Annotated in this window: 3 protein-coding genes (1 of these 3 cut by a window edge); all 3 read left to right on the top strand. The window is 74.7% G+C overall.

Annotation, left to right across the window (positions count from 1 at the left end; all coding sequences use genetic code 11):
* Tightly spaced (each overlapping or abutting the next), the 3 genes in view from Sru02f_RS02555 to Sru02f_RS02545 form a layout consistent with a single transcriptional unit that may run on beyond the window.
* On the top strand, positions 1-1,790 hold the end of the coding sequence (locus Sru02f_RS02555) for a non-ribosomal peptide synthetase (protein ID WP_109034861.1). It extends 20,398 nt beyond the left edge of the window; only the last 1,790 of its 22,188 coding nucleotides appear in the window; the start codon falls outside the window, past its left edge; its stop codon occupies positions 1,788-1,790.
* Positions 1,787-12,763, top strand: a complete 10,977-nt coding sequence (locus Sru02f_RS02550) for a non-ribosomal peptide synthetase (RefSeq protein ID WP_109034863.1) — start codon at positions 1,787-1,789, stop codon at positions 12,761-12,763. The genes Sru02f_RS02555 and Sru02f_RS02550 overlap by 4 nt, the downstream gene beginning before the upstream one ends.
* Entirely contained in the window at positions 12,763-20,037 is a 7,275-nt protein-coding gene (locus tag Sru02f_RS02545) for an amino acid adenylation domain-containing protein (RefSeq protein ID WP_159107567.1), read from the top strand. Before Sru02f_RS02550 ends, Sru02f_RS02545 begins: the two co-directional genes overlap by 1 nt.

The following is a 20,037-nucleotide window of genomic DNA, read 5'->3' as shown; positions in this document are numbered from 1 at the left end:
GGGCGGCGTCCACCGGGCGGGCCGCCCGCACCCCTGCCGAGGAGCTGCTGTGCACGCTCTTCGCCGAGGTGCTCGGCCTGTCCGCGGTGGGCGTCGACGACGGGTTCTTCGATCTGGGCGGCGACAGCATCCTGTCCATCCAGCTCGTCAGCCGGGCCCGCGCCGCCGGACTCCCGCTCGCCGTCCGCGACGTCTTCGAGCACCAGTCGACGGCCCGGCTGGCCGCCGCGCTGACGGACCGGGACGACGCGGCCTCCGTGCCGGAGGCCGAGGCGGTGCCGCCGTACGGTCCCACCCCGCTGACCCCCGTGATGGCCCGTGTCGCCGAACTGGGTCTGGGCGGCGACGACTTCAACCAGTCGGTCGTGGTGTCCCTGCCGCCCGCGGTGGACCGGGACCGGCTCGTCCCGGCCCTGCAACGTGTGCTCGACCACCATGACGCGCTGCGCCTGCGCATCCTGCCCGACGGGAGCACGGAGGTACGCGCCCCGGGCAGTGTGCCGGCCGCGGACGTCCTGCGCGTCGTCACGCGGGCCCCCGGCGCCACCGGCGAGGCGCGCGACGCCCTGCTCGCGGAGGCGGCGTGCGCCGCACGGGACCGGCTCGCACCGGCCGAGGGCCGCATGCTCCAGGCGGTCCTGGTCGACGGCGCGGACGGTACGGGCGACACGGACGGTACGAGCAGTACCGGCGGCACATCCGGCGCGGACGGCGTACTGATCCTGGTCGCCCACCACCTGGTGGTCGACTCGGTGACGTGGAGCATCGTCGTACCGGACCTCGCCGCGGCCTACCGGGGCGAGGAGCCCGCCCCGGTGGGCACCTCCTGGCGGCAGTGGGCCACCTCCCTGGCACGGCTGGCCACCGACCCGCGCGTCGAGGCGGAGACCTCCCACTGGGAGCACACGCTCGCCGAGGCGGGCACGCTGCGCCTGGACCGCGGCCGCGATCTCCAGGGCGACGCCGGACGCATCGGCCTCGACCTGGCCCCGGACACGACCGAGGCCCTGCTCACGCGTGTGCCGGGGGGCGTCAACGCGAGTGTGCACGACGTGCTGCTGACCGCCTTCGCGTTCGCCGTCGCCGGGTGGCGGCGCGGGCGCGGCGAGGACCCGGACGCGCCCGTCGTGCTCGACCTGGAGAGCCACGGTCGGCACGAGGAAGCGGTGCCGGGCGCCGAACTCAGTCGCACGGCGGGCTGGTTCACGGCCCTCCACCCGGTGCGGCTGGCGCCGGACGTCACCGACTGGGCGCGGCTGCACCAGGACGGCGACGCGCTCCGGGACGGCCTCAAGCAGGTGAAGGAACAGCTGCGGGCCGTACCGGGCGACGGCCTCGGCCACGGCCTGCTGCGCCACCTCAACCCCACCGCGGGGCCCCGCCTCGCACGCCTTCCCGAGCCCGACTTCGGCTTCAACTACCTGGGCCGCCGGGTCACCCCGGCCACCGGCACCCCGGAGCCGTGGACCGTGACGGGCGGCGGCCTTGCCGCCTCGCGGCCCGCGGCGCCGATGGCACACGCGGTGGAGCTGAGCGCCGTCGTCCACGAGGGGGCGGACGGCCCCCGACTGCGCGCGGAGTGGACCTACGCACGCCGTCTGGTCCCCGATCACGACGCCCGCCGCCTGGCTGAGGAATGGTTCCGGGCGCTGGAAGCCCTGGTGGAGCAGGCCGGCCGGGCCGGCACCGGCGGTCTGACCCCGTCCGACGTGACCCTCGGCTCGCTCAGCCAGTCCGAGATCGAGGAATTTGAGTCCGACCTTGAGTCCGAGTGGGAGATTGAGCAGTGAGCCAGCAACCGACCCGTGCGCGCGGCAAGATCGAGGACATCCTTCCGCTCTCCCCGCTGCAAGAGGGCTTCGTGTTCCTCGGGCTGCTGCACACCGAGGGGCCCGACCTCTACATCGGCCAGGTGGCCTTCGACCTGGAGGGCCCCTTCGACGGCGCCCGGATGCGCGCGGCGGCCGGGGCCCTGCTGCGCCGCCACGCCAACCTGCGCGCCGGTTTCCGCCAGCGCAAGAACGGGTCCTGGGCCCAACTGGTCCTGCACGAGGTCGACCTGCCGTGGCAGGACGCCGACCTGAGCACGCTGCCCGAGGAGGAGCGCCGGGCGGAGGCCGACCGGCTCGCGGCCGCCGACCGTGCCCGCCGTTTCGACCTGGGCCGGCCCCCGCTGCTGCGCTTCACCGCGATCCGGCTGTCCGCCGACCGCGTCCGGCTGGTGATGACCAACCACCACATCGTGCTGGACGGCTGGTCCATGCCGGTCCTGCTGCGCGAACTCATGGCGCTCTACGCCGCCGAGGGTGACGCGTCCGCGCTCCCCCGGGTCCGTCCCTACCGCGACTACCTGGCCTGGCTCGACGCCCGCGACCGGGACGCCGCCCGCGACGCCTGGCGACGGTCCCTGTCCGGGCTCGACGAGGCCACCCTCCTCGCCCCGGACGCCGGCCCGGCGTCGACCGCTCCCTCGCAGGTGTCCTTCACCGTGGACTCCGAGGTCAGCGGCGCCCTGTCCGCGTGGGCGCGGGGTCAGGGGGTCACCATGAACACGGTGGTCCAGGGCGCCTGGGCCCTCGCGCTGGCCCAGGCCACCGGACGCGACGACGTCGTCTTCGGCGCCACCGTCTCCGGCCGCCCGCCCGAGCTGCCCGGCGTCGAGTCCATGATCGGTCTGTTCATCAACACCCTGCCCGTCCGCGCCCGCATCGACCAGGCCGAACCCCTCGGCGACCTCTTCCGCCGCCTCCAGAGTGAACAGGCCCGCCTCCTGGACCACCAGTGGCCCGGCCTCGCCGACATCCAGCACTGGGCCGGACACGGCGAACTCTTCGACACCGCCATGGTCTTCCAGAACTACCCGGTCGAGGAGGGCGACCTCACCGCCCCCGCCGACCCGGACCGGCTCCAGGTCGCCTCGGCCGACATCAAGGGCGGTACGCACTTCGCCGTCAACGTCGTCGCGACGATGCGCGGCGCCGAACTGTCCTTCCGCGTCGACTACCGCCCCGACCTCTACGACGAGGCGTACGCCCGCGACTTCGGCCGACGGATGCTGCGGGTCCTGGAAGCACTGGTCACCGACTCGGACCGTACCGTCGCCCACCTGGACACCCTCGACCCGACCGTGCGGGAGCGGGTCCTGGTGGAGTGGAACGGGACCCCGACCCAGCTTCCCGGGACACCGCTGCACGAACTGATCAGCAGCCAGACCCGGCAGACGCCGGACGCCGTGGCGGTGGTGTGCGACGGCACCTCCCTGACCTACGCCGAGCTGGACGGGCGCGCCAACCAACTCGCCCGGCATCTACTGGGAGAGGGGCTCGGTGCGGAGCAGTTCGTGGCGATCGCGCTGGCCAAGTCACTGGACGCGGTAGTCAGCATGCTGGCCGTACTCAAGACCGGCGCGGCCTACCTTCCGATCGACCCGGACTACCCCGCCGAGCGCATCACCTACATGCTCGACGACGCCCGCCCCGCCCTGATCCTCGCCGAGCCGGTGGACCCCGCTGCGTATGCGAGTCGTCCCGACGGTCCGCTCTCGGACGCGGAACGCCGTAGCCCGTGGTCGGCCCGACACGCCGCCTACATGATCTACACCTCGGGCTCCACCGGCCGCCCCAAGGGCGTCGTCATCGAACACCACGCCCTGGCCACCTACCTCCACCGCGCCCGCAACACCTACTCCGCCATGACCGGCGTGACCGTCCTCCACTCCCCGCTGGCCTTCGACCTCACCATCACCGCCCTGTGGACGCCTTTGACAAGCGGCGGCACGGTCCACCTCACCAGCCTCGAAGAGTCGGACACGCAACCGAGCCTGATCAAGGCCACCCCCAGCCACCTCCCCCTGCTCACCACACTCCCCGAGACGGCATCCCCGTCCCACACCCTCATCCTCGGCGGCGAAGCCCTCCACACCGACCAGCTGACCGACTGGCGCACCCAACACCCCGACGTCCAGATCATCAACGCCTACGGCCCCACCGAATCCACCGTCAACATCACCGACCACCACCTCGACGGGTCGGAAGAAGGCTCCGTCCCCATCGGACGGCCCTTCGCCAACACCCAGGTGTACGTACTGGATTCAGCCCTGCGACCCGTCGCCCCCGGCGTCACCGGCGAGCTGTACCTCGCAGGCGAGCAACTGGCCCGCGGCTACCTCGGCCGCCCCGCCCTCACCGCCGAACGCTTCACCGCCAACCCCCACAGCAGCACCCCCGGCACCCGCATGTACCGCACCGGCGACCTCGCCCACTGGAACCACCACGGCCACCTCACCTACGACGGACGCGCCGACCACCAGGTCAAGCTGCGTGGCCACCGCATCGAACCGGGCGAGATCGAAGCCACCCTCACCGCACAACCCGGCATCACCCAAGCCACCGTCCAACTCCGCGAAGACACCCCCGGCGACCAACGCCTCGTCGCCTACCTCGTCACATCCACTGGATACGACGAGAACACCGTGCGCAACGCACTGGCCAGCGCACTGCCCGACTACATGGTCCCCAGCACACTTATCACCCTCGACGCCCTCCCCCTCACCCCCAACGGCAAACTCGACCGCACCGCCCTCCCCGCCCCCGCATACACGGCATCCACCACCGGACGCACCCCCCGCACACCCCGCGAAGAAATCCTCTGCACCCTGTACTCGGAGATCCTCTCGGTGAACACCGTGGGCATCGACGACAGCTTCTTCGACCTCGGCGGGCACTCCCTCCTCGCCACCCGCCTGGTCAGCCGCATCCGCACCACTCTCGGGCGGGAGCTGCCGATCCGGCAGCTCTTCGAGACGCCGACCGTCGCGGGCCTCTCCCGTGCCCTGGACACGTCCGGCACGCTGCGCACCGCGCTCGCGGCGAGGCCGCGCCCCGAGCGCATCCCGCTCTCCTACGCCCAGCAACGCCTCTGGTTCCTCCACCAGCTCGAAGGACCCACCGCCACCTACAACATCCCCACCACTCTTCGCCTCACCGGCGCCCTCGACACCGACGCCCTGCACGCCGCGTTCAGCGATCTCCTCGCCCGCCACGAAAGCCTGCGCACCATCTACGCCGAGGACGACCAGGGCGCCCAGCAGGTCGTGTTGCCCGTGGAGGCCGTCGCGACGCCGTTCGCCGTCGTCGACGTGGCCGCGGAGGACGTGGCGGAACGGGTGGCCGAGGCGGCCCGGCACGCCTTCGATCTGGGCGCGGAGATCCCGGTCCGGGCGCGGCTGTTCCGGGTCTCGGAGCGGGAGCACGTCCTGCTGCTGCTCGTGCACCACATCGCCAGTGACGCCTGGTCCCGCGGCCCGCTGGCCCAGGACCTCACCACCGCCTACACCGCCCGCTGCACCGGCGACGCACCCACCTGGCAACCCCTCCCCGTCCAGTACGCCGACTACGCCGTCTGGCAGCAGGAGATCCTCGGCGACGACACCAACGCCGACAGCCTCGCGGGCCGCCAGCTCGCCTACTGGAGAGAGCAGCTCGCCGGCCTGCCCGAACAGCTCGACCTCCCCACCGACCGGCCCCGGCCCGCCACCGCCGACCACACCGGCGACCGCGTCGAGTTCACCGTCCCCGCCGACCTGCACACCCGCCTGACCGAACTCGCCCGGGCCACCGACACGACCCTCTACATGGTGCTCCAGGCCGCCCTCGCGGCCCTGCTCACCCGGCACGGCGCCGGCGAGGACATCCCGATCGGCACCCCCATAGCCGGACGCACCGACGACGCCACCGACCACCTCATCGGCTTCTTCGTCAACACCCTCGTCCTGCGCACCGACACCAGCGGCAACCCCACCTTCCGCCAACTCCTCACCCGAGTCCGCGACACCGACCTCACCGCCTACACCCACCAGGACCTCCCCTTCGAACGCCTCGTAGAAGCCCTCAACCCCACCCGCTCCCTCACCCACCACCCCCTCTTCCAGACGATGCTCACCCTGCACAACACGCAGGGCACGAAGACGGACCGGTTCGCCGGGCTGGCGGCCGAGGTGGTGGCGTCGGAGTCGGTCTCGGCGCGCTTCGACCTGTCGTTCGCGCTGGCCGAGCACTTCGGCGCCGACCATTCCTGCGAGGGCATGAGCGGCGGCGTCACGTACAGCACGGCGCTCTTCGACCGTGCCACGGTGCGGGACCTCGCCGACCGGCTGGTGCGGCTGCTCGCGGCGGCGGTGGCGCATCCGGGGCGGCCCGTGGGGCAGTTGGAGATCATGGACGCGGCCGAACGGCGGCTGGTGCTCCAGGAGTGGAACGACACCGCGGCCGAGCCGCCCGCCGCGTCGGTGACCGGGCTCTTCGAGCGGCAGGCGCGGCGGTCGCCGGAGGCGACGGCCGTGGAGTTCGGCGAGGTGCGGCTGTCCTACGCGGAGCTGAACGCGCGCGCCAACCGGCTGGCCCGGCACCTCGTCGCGCGGGGCGCGGCGCCGGGCCGGTTCGTGGCCGTGGCGCTGCCCCGCTCGGCGGAGCTGGTCGTGACGCTGCTGGCGGTCCTCAAGTCCGGGGCCGCGTACCTGCCGATCGACCCGCACTACCCGGCCGAGCGGGTGGAGTACATGCTGGCCGACGCGGGGCCCGCGCTGACGGTGGCCGAACCGGTGGCGGAGGCCGCGCTGTCGGGGTACGGGGACGCGGACCTCGGGGTGGACGAGCTGCGGGGCCCGGTCCACGGGGCGCATCCGGCGTACACGATCTACACCTCGGGTTCCACGGGGCGGCCCAAGGGCGTGGTGGTGCCGCGCGGGGCGCTGGACAACTTCCTGGCCGACATGGGCCGGCGGTTCACGCCGGGGGCCGGTGACCGGCTGCTCGCCGTGACCACGGTGGGCTTCGACATCGCGGGCCTGGAGATCTTCCTCCCGCTGCTGCACGGCGCGGTGCTGGTGCTCGCCGACGAGGAGACCGCGCGCGACCCGCACGCGCTGCTGCACCGGGTGTCGGCGTCGGGGATCACCATGGTCCAGGCGACGCCGAGCCTGTGGCAGGGGGTCGTGGCCGTGGCCGGGGACGAGCTGGCCGGGGTGCGGGTGCTGGTGGGCGGGGAGGCGTTGCCTTCCGAGCTGGCGCGGGCGCTGACGGACCGTGCCCGCGGGGTGACGAACCTGTACGGGCCGACGGAGGCGACGATCTGGGCGACGGCGGCCGATGTCGCCGAGTCCGGGCCGGTCATCGGCCGGCCGCTCGCCAACACCTCGGCCTACGTGCTGGACTCGGCGCTGCGGCCGGTCCCGGTCGGCGTGCCGGGCGAGTTGTACCTGGCCGGGGAGCAGCTCGCGCAGGGTTACCACCTGCGTCCCTCGCTGACGTCGGAGCGGTTCACCGCCGACCCGTACGGCCCGGCCGGTACCCGGATGTACCGCACGGGCGACCTGGTGTGCCGGCGCCGGGACGGTGCGCTGCGCTATCTGAGCCGGGTGGACCAGCAGGTCAAGCTGCGGGGCTTCCGCATCGAACTCGGGGAGATCGAGGCGGAGCTGTCCCGGCATCCGGCGGTCGCCGAGTCCGCGGTGACGGTGCGCGAGGACCGGCCGGGCGACCGGCGACTGGTCGGGTACGTCGTACCGAAGGGGCCGGTGCCGAGCGCGCGGGAGCTGCGCGAGCGGCTGCGCGGGCGGCTGCCGGAGTTCATGGTGCCGACGGCGTTCGTGGTGCTCGACGCGCTGCCGCTGACGCCGAACCGGAAGCTGGACCGCAAGGCGCTGCCCGCTCCGGAGTACGACGGCGAGCCGGTGGGCCGGGGGCCGCGGGATCCGCGCGAGGAGATCCTGTGCGCGCTGTTCGCCGAGGTGCTGGGCGTCGCCCGGGTCGGCATCGACGACGGCTTCTTCGACCTGGGCGGGCACTCGCTGCTCGCGACCCGGCTGGTCAGCCGCATCAGGACGGCGCTGGGTGTCGAGCTGTCCGTGCGCCGGTTCTTCGAGACGCCGACGATCGCCGGGCTCTCCGGCGCCCTGGACCGGGCGGCGGGCGCGCGGGCGCCGCTGGCGGCCCGGCCGCGGCCGGAGCGGGTCCCGTTGTCGCCGGCGCAGCAGCGGCTGTGGTTCCTGCACCAGTTCGAGGGGCCGTCGGCGACGTACAACATGCCGACGGCGCTCCGGCTGTCCGGTCCGGTGGACCGGGCGGCGCTGGAGCGGGCGATCGGTGACGTGCTGGTCCGGCACGAGAGCCTGCGGACCGTGTTCGCGGCGGACGACGGGGGTTCGTGGCAGGTCGTGCTGCCCGCCGACCGGGCCGCCGGCCGCCTGGACGTGGTCGACGTGACCGCCGGGGAGGTGGCGGAGCGGGTCGGCGAGGCGGCCCGGCACGCCTTCGACCTGACGGCCGACATCCCGTTCCTGGCCCGGCTGTTCCGCGTCTCGGACACCGAGCACGTCCTGCTGCTGCTCATCCACCACATCGCGGGCGACGGCTGGTCGATGGCCCCGCTGGCCCGTGACCTCACGGCCGCGTACGCGGCGCGCTGCGCGGGCGCGGCACCGGACTGGGAGCCGCTGCCGGTGCAGTACGCCGACTACGCGCTGTGGCAGCGGGAGGTCCTCGGCGACGAGTCCGACCCCGACAGCGTGGCGGCGCGGCAGCTGGCCTACTGGAAGGAGGCCCTGGCGGGGCTGCCCGAGCAGTTGGAGCTGCCCACCGACCGGCCCCGCCCGGCGACCGCGGGTTACACCGGCGACCGCATCGCGTTCACGGTGCCGGCGGCGCTGCACGCGCGGCTGACGGAGCTGGCGCGGTCCACGCACTCCAGCCTGTTCATGGTGGTCCAGGCAGCGTTCGCGACGCTGCTGACGCGGCTGGGGGCGGGCGAGGACATTCCCGTCGGCACGGCGGTCGCGGGGCGCAACGACGCCGCCACCGAGGATCTCGTCGGGTTCTTCGTGAACACGCTGGTGCTGCGCACCGACACCGGCGGCAACCCGACCTTCCGCGAGCTGCTGGGCCGGGTGCGCGAGCGGGACCTGGCCGCGTACGCGCACCAGGACGTGCCGTTCGAGCGGCTGGTGGAGGCGCTGAACCCGGCGCGCAGTCTGGCCCACCACCCGCTGTACCAGGTGATGATCACCTTCAACAACACGGCCGACGCGGGCGCCCGCACCGCTCCGGACGCCCCGGCGGCGTCCGGGGAGGCGGGCGCGCTCCTGAACGCGACCCGGATGACGGCCGGTACCGGGGTGGCCAAGTTCGACCTGGCGCTGACCTTCGGGGAGCGGCACGACCCGGCGGGCGGTCCCGCGGGCATGCGCGGTTCGCTGGAGTACCGCACGGAGCTGTTCGACCCGGAGACCGCGGAGTCGGTGATCTCGCGGCTGCTCGGGGTGCTGGGCTCGGTCACCGCCGACCCGGACCGGCCGATCGGCGGGATCGGCCTGCTGGACCCGGCCGAGCGGCGGCAGGTGCTGCGGGAGTGGAACGACACCGCGCGCCCGCAGCGCGAGGGGACCCTGCCCCAGCTGTTCGAGGAGCAGGTCGCCAGGACTCCGCGCCGCCCGGCGTTCTCGGCCGGCGGGACGACGCTGACGTACGCCGAGCTGAACTCCCGCGCCAACCGGCTGGCCCATCTCCTCGCGGAGTCCGGGGCGGGTCCGGAGCAGGTGGTGGCGATCTCGTTGCCGCCGTCGGTGGAGATGGGCGTGGCGGTGCTCGCGGTGCTGAAGACGGGGGCCGCGTACCTGCCGGTCGATCCGGGCGCTCCGCGCGAGCGGATCGCCACCATGGCCGAGGACGCGGCGCCGGTGTGCGCGCTGACGACGTCGGCGGTCCCGGCCGGGGTGTTCCCGGCGGAGCTGCCCCGGCTGCTGCTCGACGACCCGGACGTCACCGCCCGGCTGGCCGCGCAACCCGCGCACGACCTGACGGACGAGGACCGCACGCAGCCGCTGTCGCCGTGGAACGCGGCGTACATCATCTACACGTCGGGCTCCACGGGCCGTCCCAAGGGGGTGCTCGTCGAGCACCAGCCGGTGCTGAACTACCTGGCGGTGTCGGCGGAGCTGTACCCGGGCGTGGCGGGCAACGCGCTGCTGCACTCGCCGCTCTCCTTCGACCTGACGGTGACGGGCCTGTTCGCGCCGCTGCTGAACGGCGGCTGCGTGCACCTCGCGGACCTGGAGGAGCTGCACGAGCGGGCGCTGGACGGCGAGGTGCCCGACCTGCCGCAGACGACGTTCCTGAAGGCGACGCCGAGCCATCTGCCGCTGATCACCGGGCTGCCCGGGGTGTGCGTGCCGGACGGGGAGCTGGTCCTGGGCGGCGAGTCGCTGACCGGCCGCGCGGTGCGGACGCTGCTGGCGGCGCATCCGGGGGCGCGGGTCCTCAACGAGTACGGTCCGACCGAGACGATCGTGGGCTGCACGACCTGGCGGGTCGAGTCGCCGGACGACCTCGCGGACGGTGTGCTGACCATCGGCCGCCCGTTCCCCAACACGCGCATGCTGGTCCTCGACCCGTATCTGCAGCCCGTGCCGGCCGGGGTGCCGGGCGAGTTGTACGTGTCCGGGGTGCAGCTGGCGCGCGGCTATCTGAACCGGCCCGGGCAGAGCGCGTCGCGGTTCGTCGCCAACCCCTTCGAGGGGCCGGGCGAGCGGATGTACCGCACCGGCGACATCGTGCGCTGGAACCGGCGGGGCGACCTGGAGTTCATCAGCCGGGTCGACGACCAGGTGAAGATCCGCGGCTTCCGGGTGGAGCTGGGCGAGGTCGAGTCGGCCCTGTCGCGGCACCCGGGGGTGCCGGAGGCGGTGGCCGTGGTGCGCGAGGACCGGCCGGGCGACCGGCGTCTGGTGGCGTACCTGGTGACCGGGGCCGGGCCGGTGCCGGTGCCCTCGGACGAGGAGTTGCGGGAGCGGCTGCGCGAGACGCTGCCCGACTACATGGTGCCGTCGGCGTTCGTGCGCCTGGCGGAGCTGCCGCTGACCGGCAACGGCAAGCTGGACCGGGGGCGGCTGCCCGCGCCCGACTACGCGGCCGCCGGCACGGGCCGGGCCCCGGTCACGGCGCGCGAGGAACTGCTGTGCGCGCTGTTCGCCGAGGCGCTGGGCCTGGAGTCGGTCGGTGTCGACGACGGCTTCTTCGACCTGGGCGGCGACAGCATCCTGTCCATCCAGCTGGTCAGCCGGGCCCGTGCGAAGGGCCTCACGCTCTCGGTGCGGGACGTCTTCGAGCACCAGAGCGTCGCCCGGGTCGCCGAGGCACTCGAGCTCGCCGAGGCGCAGGCCGCCGACGGCGCGGCGGGGGCGTCGGCGGGCGCCGTACCGGGAGAGCCGGGAGAGGCGGAAGCGGCGAGCGGGCCGGTGCCCGCGACGCCGATCATGGGGTGGTTCGCCGCACTGGGCGGGCCCGTCGCGCCGTTCAACCAGTCGGTGGTGGTGTCCGTGCCCGCGGACCTGGACGCGGAGCGGCTGGTGGCCGCCCTCGGAGCGCTCCTGGACCGGCACGACTCGCTGCGGCTGCGGGTCGCCGCGGACTGGTCCATGTCCGTGCCCGAGCCCGAGCCCGGCGGCACGGACGCCGCCCATCTCCTCACGCGCCGCGCGGCCGGGGACGTCGACGACGCCGGGCTGCACGCGGTGGTGGCCGCGGCGGGCGCCGCCGAGCGCGACCGGCTGTCCCCGGCCGACGGGCGGATGCTGCGGGCCTGCCACGTCGACCGGGGACCGGACCGGCCGGGGCTGCTGGTCCTGGTCGCCCACCACCTGGCCGTGGACGCGGTCAGCTGGCGGCTGCTCGTGCCGGACCTGGCCGCCGCCTACCAGGGCCGCCCGCTCAGCCCGGCGGGCACCGCCTGGCGCCAGTGGGCGTCGGCGCTGCGGGAGCTGGCCGGCTCCCCCGTCACCGAGGCCGAGACGGACCACTGGCTGGACGCGGCCCGCCCGGCCGCCGAACCCGCGGACCCGGTACTGGACCCGGCGCGCGACACCCACGCCCGCTCGGGACAGGTCGTCCTCGACCTCGACCCGGACACCACCGACGCCCTGCTCACCTGGGTGCCCGGGGTGTTCCGGGCCGAGATCAACGACCTGCTGCTCACCGCGTTCGGGCTGGCCGTCGCCGACTGGCGGCGCGACCGGGGCGCCCGGGGCACGGCGCCCGTCACGGTGGACCTGGAGAGCCACGGCCGCCACGAGCACCTGGTGCCGGGCGCCGATCTCACCCGCACCACCGGCTGGTTCACCTCGATGCACCCGGTGCCGCTGCACCCCGAGATCGACGACCCGGACTGGGCCGAGGTGTGGGACGGCGGGGCCGCGGCCGGGCGGGCCCTGAAGCGGGTCAAGGAGCAACTGCGCGCCGTCCCGCGCGACGGCGTGGGCCACGGCCTGCTCCGTCACCTCAACCCGCGCACCCGGGACCGTTTCGCCGCCCTGCCGGCACCGGCGTACGGCTTCAACTACCTGGGGCGCCACACCGGCGGCCGGGGCGGCGGCGCACCGGGCGGCGGCGCCGGGCCCGAGCCGTGGAGCGTGCTCGGGCGGGGCGTGGCGGGCCAGCACCCCGACACCCCGCTGGCGCACCCGGTGGAACTGGTCGCGGGCGCCCACGACACCGACCGCGGGCCCACGCTGCACAGCGTGTGGACGTACGCGGACGCCGTGCTGTCCGAGGCCGAGGTGCGGCGCCTGGGCGAGGGCTGGTTCCGGGCCCTGAAGGCGCTGGTCGAGCACGCCGGCCGGCCCGAGGCGAGCGGTCTGACCCCCTCGGACGTCTCCCTCACCTCGCTCAGCGAGGACGACATCTCCCGACTCGAGAGCGAATGGGGCTCCCTCTGATGGCCAAGTCCGGCTTGGAAGACATCCTGCCGCTGTCCCCGCTCCAGGAGGGGATGCTGTTCCACAACCTCTTCGACGACCAGGAACTGGACGCCTACAACGTCCAGGTCTTCATCGACCTGGAGGGCGGCACGGACCCGGAGCGGCTGCGCCGGGCCGGGCAGGCGCTGCTGGAGCGGCACGCCAACCTGCGGGCCGCCTTCCGGCACGAGGGGGTCAAGCGCCCGGTGCAGCTCATCCCCCGCCGGGTCGTCCTGCCCTGGGGCGAGGAGGATCTGGCGGGCGTCGCCGAGGAGGAGCGGGAGGCGGCGGCGGAGCGGGTCGCCGAGCGGGACCGCTGGACGCGCTTCGACCTGTCCCGGCCGCCGCTGATCCGCTTCACCCTGGTCCGGCTCGGCCCGGCCCGCCACCGGCTGCTGCTGACGCTCCACCACATCCTGGCGGACGGCTGGTCCATGCCGATCCTGCTGCGCGAGCTGATGACCCTGTACACGGTCCACGGCGACGGTACGGCCCTGCCCCGGGTGCGCCCCTACCGCGACTACCTGGGCTGGCTCGGCGGCCGGGACCGGGACGCCGCCAGGCAGGCCTGGACGGAGGCGTTCGCCGGGCTCGACGCCCCGAGCATCGTCGCCCCCGGCCGGGGCGCGCTCACCGCGGCGCCCGAGCGGATCGACTTCTCCGAGGACGAGGCGGCGAGCGCCGCGCTGACCCGGTTCGCCCGGTCCAACGGGCTGACGGTGAACACGGTGATCCAGGGCTGCTGGGGCCTGGTCCTGTCCCATCTGACGGGCCGGGACGACGTGGTGTTCGGCGTGACCGTCAGCGGCCGCCCGCCGGAGCTGCCCGGCGTCGACACCATGGTCGGCCTGTTCATGAACACCCTGCCGCTGCGGGTGCGGCTGCGGCCCGCCGAGACGCTGACCGGGTTCCTGCGCCGGTTGCAGGGCGAGCAGGCGCGGCTCATCGACCACCAGTGGGTGGGCCTCGCGGAGATCCAGCGCTGGGCGGGCTCCGGCGAACTCTTCGACACGGCCATGGTGTTCGAGAACTATCCGCTCAACTCCAGCCGCGGCCTCCCCCCGGGGGCCGCGCCGGACGCGGACCTCCCGACCGTCCTCGGGGTCCGTTCGAAGGACCAGATGCACTACCCGCTGGGGCTGCTGGCGCTGCCCCGCGAGACCCTGCGGTTCTCGCTGGGCTATCTGCCGCAGGTCTTCGACCGGGCGCGGGTCGAGGCGGTGGTCGCCGCGTTCCGCCGGGCGCTGCGCACCGTCCTGGACGGCCCGGACACCCGGGTCGGCGCGGTCGCGCTGCTCGACCCGGAGGTGCGGGGCACCGTCCTGGAGAAGTGGAGCGGCTCGGACGACGTGCGGCCCGCCGAGCGGTTCACCGACCTGTTCGAGGAGCAGGTGGCGCGCACCCCCGGCAAGACGGCGCTGATCGCCCCGGACGGGCGGCTGACCTACGCCGAACTCGACGCCGCCGCCAACCGGCTGGCCCGGCGCCTGGTCGAGCTGGGCGTCGGCCCGGAACGGCACGTGGCAGTCGCGGTGGGACGCCGCACGGAACTGGTGGTCGGCATGCTGGCGGTGCTCAAGGCGGGCGGCGCCTATGTGCCGGTCGACCCGGAGTACCCGCCGGACCGCATCCGCCACATGATCCAGGACGCGGACCCCGCGCTCGTCCTCACCACCTCCGACGTGGACGACCGGATCGGCGAGGAGTGCTGCGGGCCGCTGACGTTCGTCATGGACGACCCCGGCACCGGAACGTCGCTGGGCAGGCACTCCGGGAGCGCCCTCACCGACGCCGACCGCGCGGCGCCGCTGCTGCCGGGCCATCCGGCGTACGTCATCTACACCTCGGGCACGACGGGCCGCCCCAAGGGCGTCGTCGTCGAGCACCGGGCCCTGTCGGCGTTCGTGCGGCACTGCCGGTCCTCCCAGGCACCGGACATCTCGGGGCTGTCCGTGATGCAGGCGTCCGCGTCCTTCGACCAGAGCGTCGGCTCGCTGCACGCCCCGCTGATCAGCGGCGGCTGCGTCCGGCTGACGGATCTGCGCGCCCTCGCCGAGACGGCCGGGTCCGAACCCGGCTTCCACCGCGCCACCTTCATGAAGGGCACCCCGTCCCACCTGGCGCTGCTGGCCACCATGCCGCCGGAGGTCGCGCCCTCGGGCACCCTGACCCTGGGCGGCGAGGAGCTGCGCGGGGAGATCCTGGCGCCCTGGCGCGAGACCGTGCCGGACGTGACGGTGGTGAACGTCTACGGGCCCACCGAGGCCACCGGGCACTGCCTGGAGCACTGGATCGCCCCGGACCGCACGGTGGAGCCGGGCCCGGTGCCGATCGGCACCCCGCACGAGGGAGTGCGGGTGTACGTCCTCGACTCCGCGCTGCGCCCGGTCGCGCCGGGCCTGGACGGCGAGGTGTACCTGGCGGGCGTGCAGCTGGCGCGCGGCTACCTGGGCCGCGGCGGGCTGACCGCCGAGCGGTTCACGGCCGACCCGTTCGGCGCGCCGGGCAGCCGCATGTACCGCACGGGCGACGTCGCGCACTGGAACGAAGCGGGGGAGCTGGTCTTCGCCGGGCGCGCGGACCGGCAGGTCAAGCTGCGCGGGTACCGCATCGAGCTGGGCGAGATCGAGGCCGCCGTCGCGGGCGGGCCGGGGGTGCGCCAGGCCGCGGTCGTCCTGCGCGAGGACCAGCCGGGCGACCAGCGCCTGGTGGCCTACGTCGTCCCGGACCCCGGCCACTGGGACGAGGCCGCCGCCCGCGCCCGGCTGGCCCTGTCGCTGCCGGACTTCATGATGCCCTCGGCCTTCGTCGCCCTGGACGCCCTGCCGCTCAGCCCGAACGGCAAGCTGGACCGGGCGGCGCTGCCCGCCCCGACGTACACCGGCCGGACCGCGGGCCGGGCGCCGCGCACCCCCGCCGAGGAGATCCTCTGCGACCTGTACGCGGAGGTCCTGTCGCTGCCGGCCGTCACCGTCGACGACGACTTCTTCGACCTCGGCGGTCACTCCCTGCTCGCCACCCGGCTCGTCAGCCGGGTCCGCACCACGCTGGGGGCCGAGCTGTCCATCCGGCAGTTCTTCGAGGCGCCGACCCCGGCCGCGCTCGCCGTGGTGCTCGCCGGGGCGGGCCGGGCGCGGGCCGCGCTCACCGCACGGCCCCGTCCCGAGCGCCTCCCGCTCTCCTACGCCCAGCAGCGCCTGTGGTTCCTCCACCTGCTCGAAGGGCCGAGCCCCACCTACAACATCCCGACCGTGCTCCGGCTGAGCGGACCGCTGCGCCCGGAGGCGCTGCGCGCGGCGCTGCTGGACGTGGTCGGGCGGCACGAGAGCCTGCGGACGACGTTCACCGAGGACGAGCTGGGGGCCCGCCAGGTGGTGCACCCCGCCGACGGGGTCCGGCCGGTCTTCGAGACGGCCGAGTCCACGGAGGCCGACTACGAGGCCGACCTCGCCCGGGCGGCCCGGCACGCCTTCGATCTGGGCGCGGAGATCCCGGTCCGGGCGCGGCTGCTGCGGCTGTCGGAGCGGGAGCACGTCCTGCTGCTGCTCGTGCATCACATCGCCAGTGACGCCTGGTCCCGCGGCCCGCTGGCCCAGGACCTCACCACCGCCTACACCGCCCGCTGCACCGGCGACACACCCACCTGGCAACCCCTCCCCGTCCAGTACGCCGACTACGCCGTCTGGCAGCAGGAGATCCTCGGCGACGACACCAACGCCGACAGCCTCGCGGGCCGCCAGCTCGCCTACTGGAGAGAGCAGCTCGCCGGCCTGCCCGAACAGCTCGACCTCCCCACCGACCGGCCCCGGCCCGCCACCGCCGACCACACCGGCGACCGCGTCGAGTTCACCCTCCCCGCCGACCTGCACACCCGCCTGACGGAACTCGCCCGGGCCACCGACACGACCCTCTACATGGTGCTCCAGGCCGCCCTCGCGGCCCTGCTCACCCGGCACGGCGCCGGCGAGGACATCCCGATCGGCACCCCCATAGCCGGACGCACCGACGACGCCACCGACCACCTCATCGGCTTCTTCGTCAACACCCTCGTCCTGCGCACCGACACCAGCGGCAACCCCACCTTCCGCCAACTCCTCACCCGAGTCCGCGACACCGACCTCACCGCCTACACCCACCAGGACCTCCCCTTCGAACGCCTCGTAGAAGCCCTCAACCCCACCCGCTCCCTCACCCACCACCCCCTCTTCCAGGTGGTGCTGTCGCTGCGCAGCACCGCACCGCGGGCGGACGGGGAGGGCGCGGCGGCGCTGCCGGGCGGGCTGACGGTGAGCGGCACGGGCGGTGCGGCGGCGACGGCGGCAAAGGTCGACCTCGGGTTCTCGGTGACGGAGCGCCGGGCGGCCGACCACACCCCCGACGGGGTGGCGGGCGTCCTCGACTTCCGCACCGACCTCTTCGACCGCGGCACCGCGCAGGGCCTGGTGGACCGGCTGGTGCGGGTGCTCGCCGACGCGGCCGCCCACCCCGACCGGCCGCTGAGCCGCATCGACGTGCTCGGACCGCGGGAGCGGCACCGGGTCGTCGAGGAGTGGAACGCGACGGCGAAGGGGCTCGCCCCGGCCACCCTGCCCGAGCTGTTCGAGCGGCACGTGCGGGAGCGCCCCGACGCCGAGGCGGTGGTCGTCGGCGACACGTCGCTGAGCTACGCGGAGCTGAACGCGCGCGCCAACCGGCTGGCCCGGCTGCTGGTGGCGCGGGGTGCGGGCCCCGAGCGGCTGGTGGCGCTGGCGCTGCCCCGCTCGGCCGAACTGCCCGTCGCCGTCCTCGCGGTGGCCAAGGCGGGCGCCGCATACCTGCCGCTGGACCCGGCCCACCCGGCGGAGCGGATCGCGGGCACCCTCGACGACGCGGCACCGGTCGCGCTGCTGACCACGGCCGCGGTGGCCACCGGCCTCCCGGACACGGACGTGCCCAGGCTGCTGCTGGACGAGGCGGACGGGGACGACACGGACACCGGTGACCCGGGCGGCACCGCCCGCGCCGGAGCCGACCTCACCGACGCCGACCGGCTCGCGCCGCTGCTGCCGGGGCATCCCGCGTACGTCATCTACACCTCCGGCACCACCGGCCGCCCCAAGGGCGTCACCGTGACGCACTCGGGCCTGCCCGCCCTGCTGGACATCTTCACCTCGCAGCTGGACGTCGTCCCCGGCAGCCGCGTCCTGCACCACCTCTCCCCCGCCTTCGACGGCGGGTTCTGGGAGCTGGCGATGGGGCTGCTGACCGGTGCGACCCTCGTCGTCGTGGAGCCCGGCACCGTGCCGGGGCCCGCCCTGGCCGCGCTGGCGGTCCGCCACCGGGTCACCCACGCGGCGATCACCCCCGCGGTGCTCCAGCTGATCCCCGAGGGCGCGCTGCCCGCCACCACGACCCTGGTCGTGGCCGCCGAGACCTGCCCGCCCGAACTGGTCGCCCGCTGGTCCGCGGGACGCCTGATGCGCAATTCCTACGGGCCGACGGAGACCACGGTCTGCGCCACCATGAGCGCCCCGCTGTCGGGTGCGGCCGTCCCGCCGATCGGCGCGCCGATCGCCGACACCGCCGGGTACGTCCTGGACGAGGCGCTCCAGCCGGTGCCGCCGGGGGTGCCCGGCGAGCTGTACGTGCGCGGGCCCGGACTCGCCCGCGGCTACCTGGGCCGCCCGTCGCTGACCGCGGGCCGCTTCGTGGCCTGCCCGTTCGGGCCCGCGGGCGGCGTCATGTACCGCACCGGCGACCTGGTCCGCCACCGCGCGGACGGCGACCTGGAGTACCTGGGCCGCACCGACACCCAGGTCAAGCTGCGCGGCATGCGCGTCGAACCGGCCGAGATCGAGGCGGTGACGGCGGGCCTGCCCGGCGTGGCGCAGGCGGCCGTGCTGGTCCGCGAGGACACGCCCGGCGACCGCCGCCTGGTCGGCTACGTGGTGCCGGACGCCGGGGCGGGTGTGGACCCCGGCGCGCTGCGGCAGGCGCTGCGCGGCTCGCTGCCCGAGTACATGGTGCCCGCCGCCCTCGTGGTCCTCGACGCGCTGCCGCTCACCACCAACGGCAAGCTGGACCACCGCGCGCTGCCCGCCCCGGAGTACCGCACCGTCGAGGGCCGCTCGCCGCGCACCCCGCGCGAGGAGGCCCTGTGCCGGCTCTTCGCCGAGGTCCTCGGTCTGGAGCTGGTCGGTCTCGACGACGGCTTCTTCGACCTGGGCGGCCACTCGCTGCTGGCGATCCGGCTCGTGGAGCGGGTCCGTGCCGAGCTGGGCGAGGAGCTGGGCGTGCGCGACCTGTTCGCCGCCCCCACGGTCGCCGACCTGGCGGTGCGGCTCGCGGCCCGCGGCGGCCGGGAGCCGATGGAGCGGCTGCTCCCGCTGCGTGCCGCCGGTGCCGCCCGGCCGGTGTTCTGCGTCCACCCCGGTTCCGGCATGAGCTGGTGCTACTCCGGCCTGGTGCGCCACCTGCCGCCGGGCATCCCGGTGTACGGCGTCCAGGCCGCCGGACTCGACGGCGACGGGCCGCTGCCCGCGACGCTTCAGGAGATGGCCGCCGAGTACGCGGACCTGGTCCAGGAGACGCAGCCCGCGGGCCCGTACCGGCTGCTGGGCTGGTCGCTCGGCGGCAACGTGGCCTTCGCCATGGCCCGCGAACTGCGCGCCCGCGGGCAGGAGGTGGAGCTGCTGGCCTTCCTGGACGCCTATCCGCGGCAGGCGGGCGCGGGCCCGGAGGCCCCGCTGGCCGAGGTGTTCGCGCACAACCTGCGCGACGCCGGGTTCGACCTCGCCGAGGAGGAGCTCACCGGCGGCCGCTTCCCCACGGCCCGCTACCGCGCGTTCCTGAACGCCACCGGGGACCCGATGGGCCGCCTGGACGAGGCCGAACTGGCCGCGGTCCTGGAGGTGTTCATGAACAACGCGGCCCTGATGCGCGGCCACACCCCCGGCACCTACGACGGCGACGTACTGGTGCTGGCGGCCGAGCGGGCGGACGGCGACAAGCTGGCCCGCCGCGGCGCCGAGTCGTGGCGCCCGCACGTGCGGGGCCGGATCGAACGGGTCGGTGTCGACGCCGACCACCTCGGCCTCGTGCAGTCCGACGCCGCCCTCGCCGTCATCGGCCGCGCGCTGGCCGACCGCCTGGACCCGGCGACGGGTCCCGCGGCTTCCGCAGCAGTCCCCGAGACCGAAGGAGTCACCGCCATGAACCCCTCGCCCGAGCCCGCCCCGTCGCCCGAGCCGCTCGATTCGACCGAGGTCGCCTGA

Origin of the sequence: Streptomyces rubrogriseus (genome assembly GCF_027947575.1) — a bacterium.
Taxonomy (GTDB): domain Bacteria; phylum Actinomycetota; class Actinomycetes; order Streptomycetales; family Streptomycetaceae; genus Streptomyces; species Streptomyces rubrogriseus.
The sequence above is the reverse complement of the archived record's forward strand: the minus strand, read 5'-3'. Positions and strand labels throughout refer to the sequence as shown.

Excerpts from the sequence above, each read along its gene's own strand:
- Sru02f_RS02545 (WP_159107567.1), top strand. The coding sequence starts at position 12,763 with ATGGCCAAGTCCGGCTTGGAAGACATCCTGCCGCTGTCCCCGCTCCAG.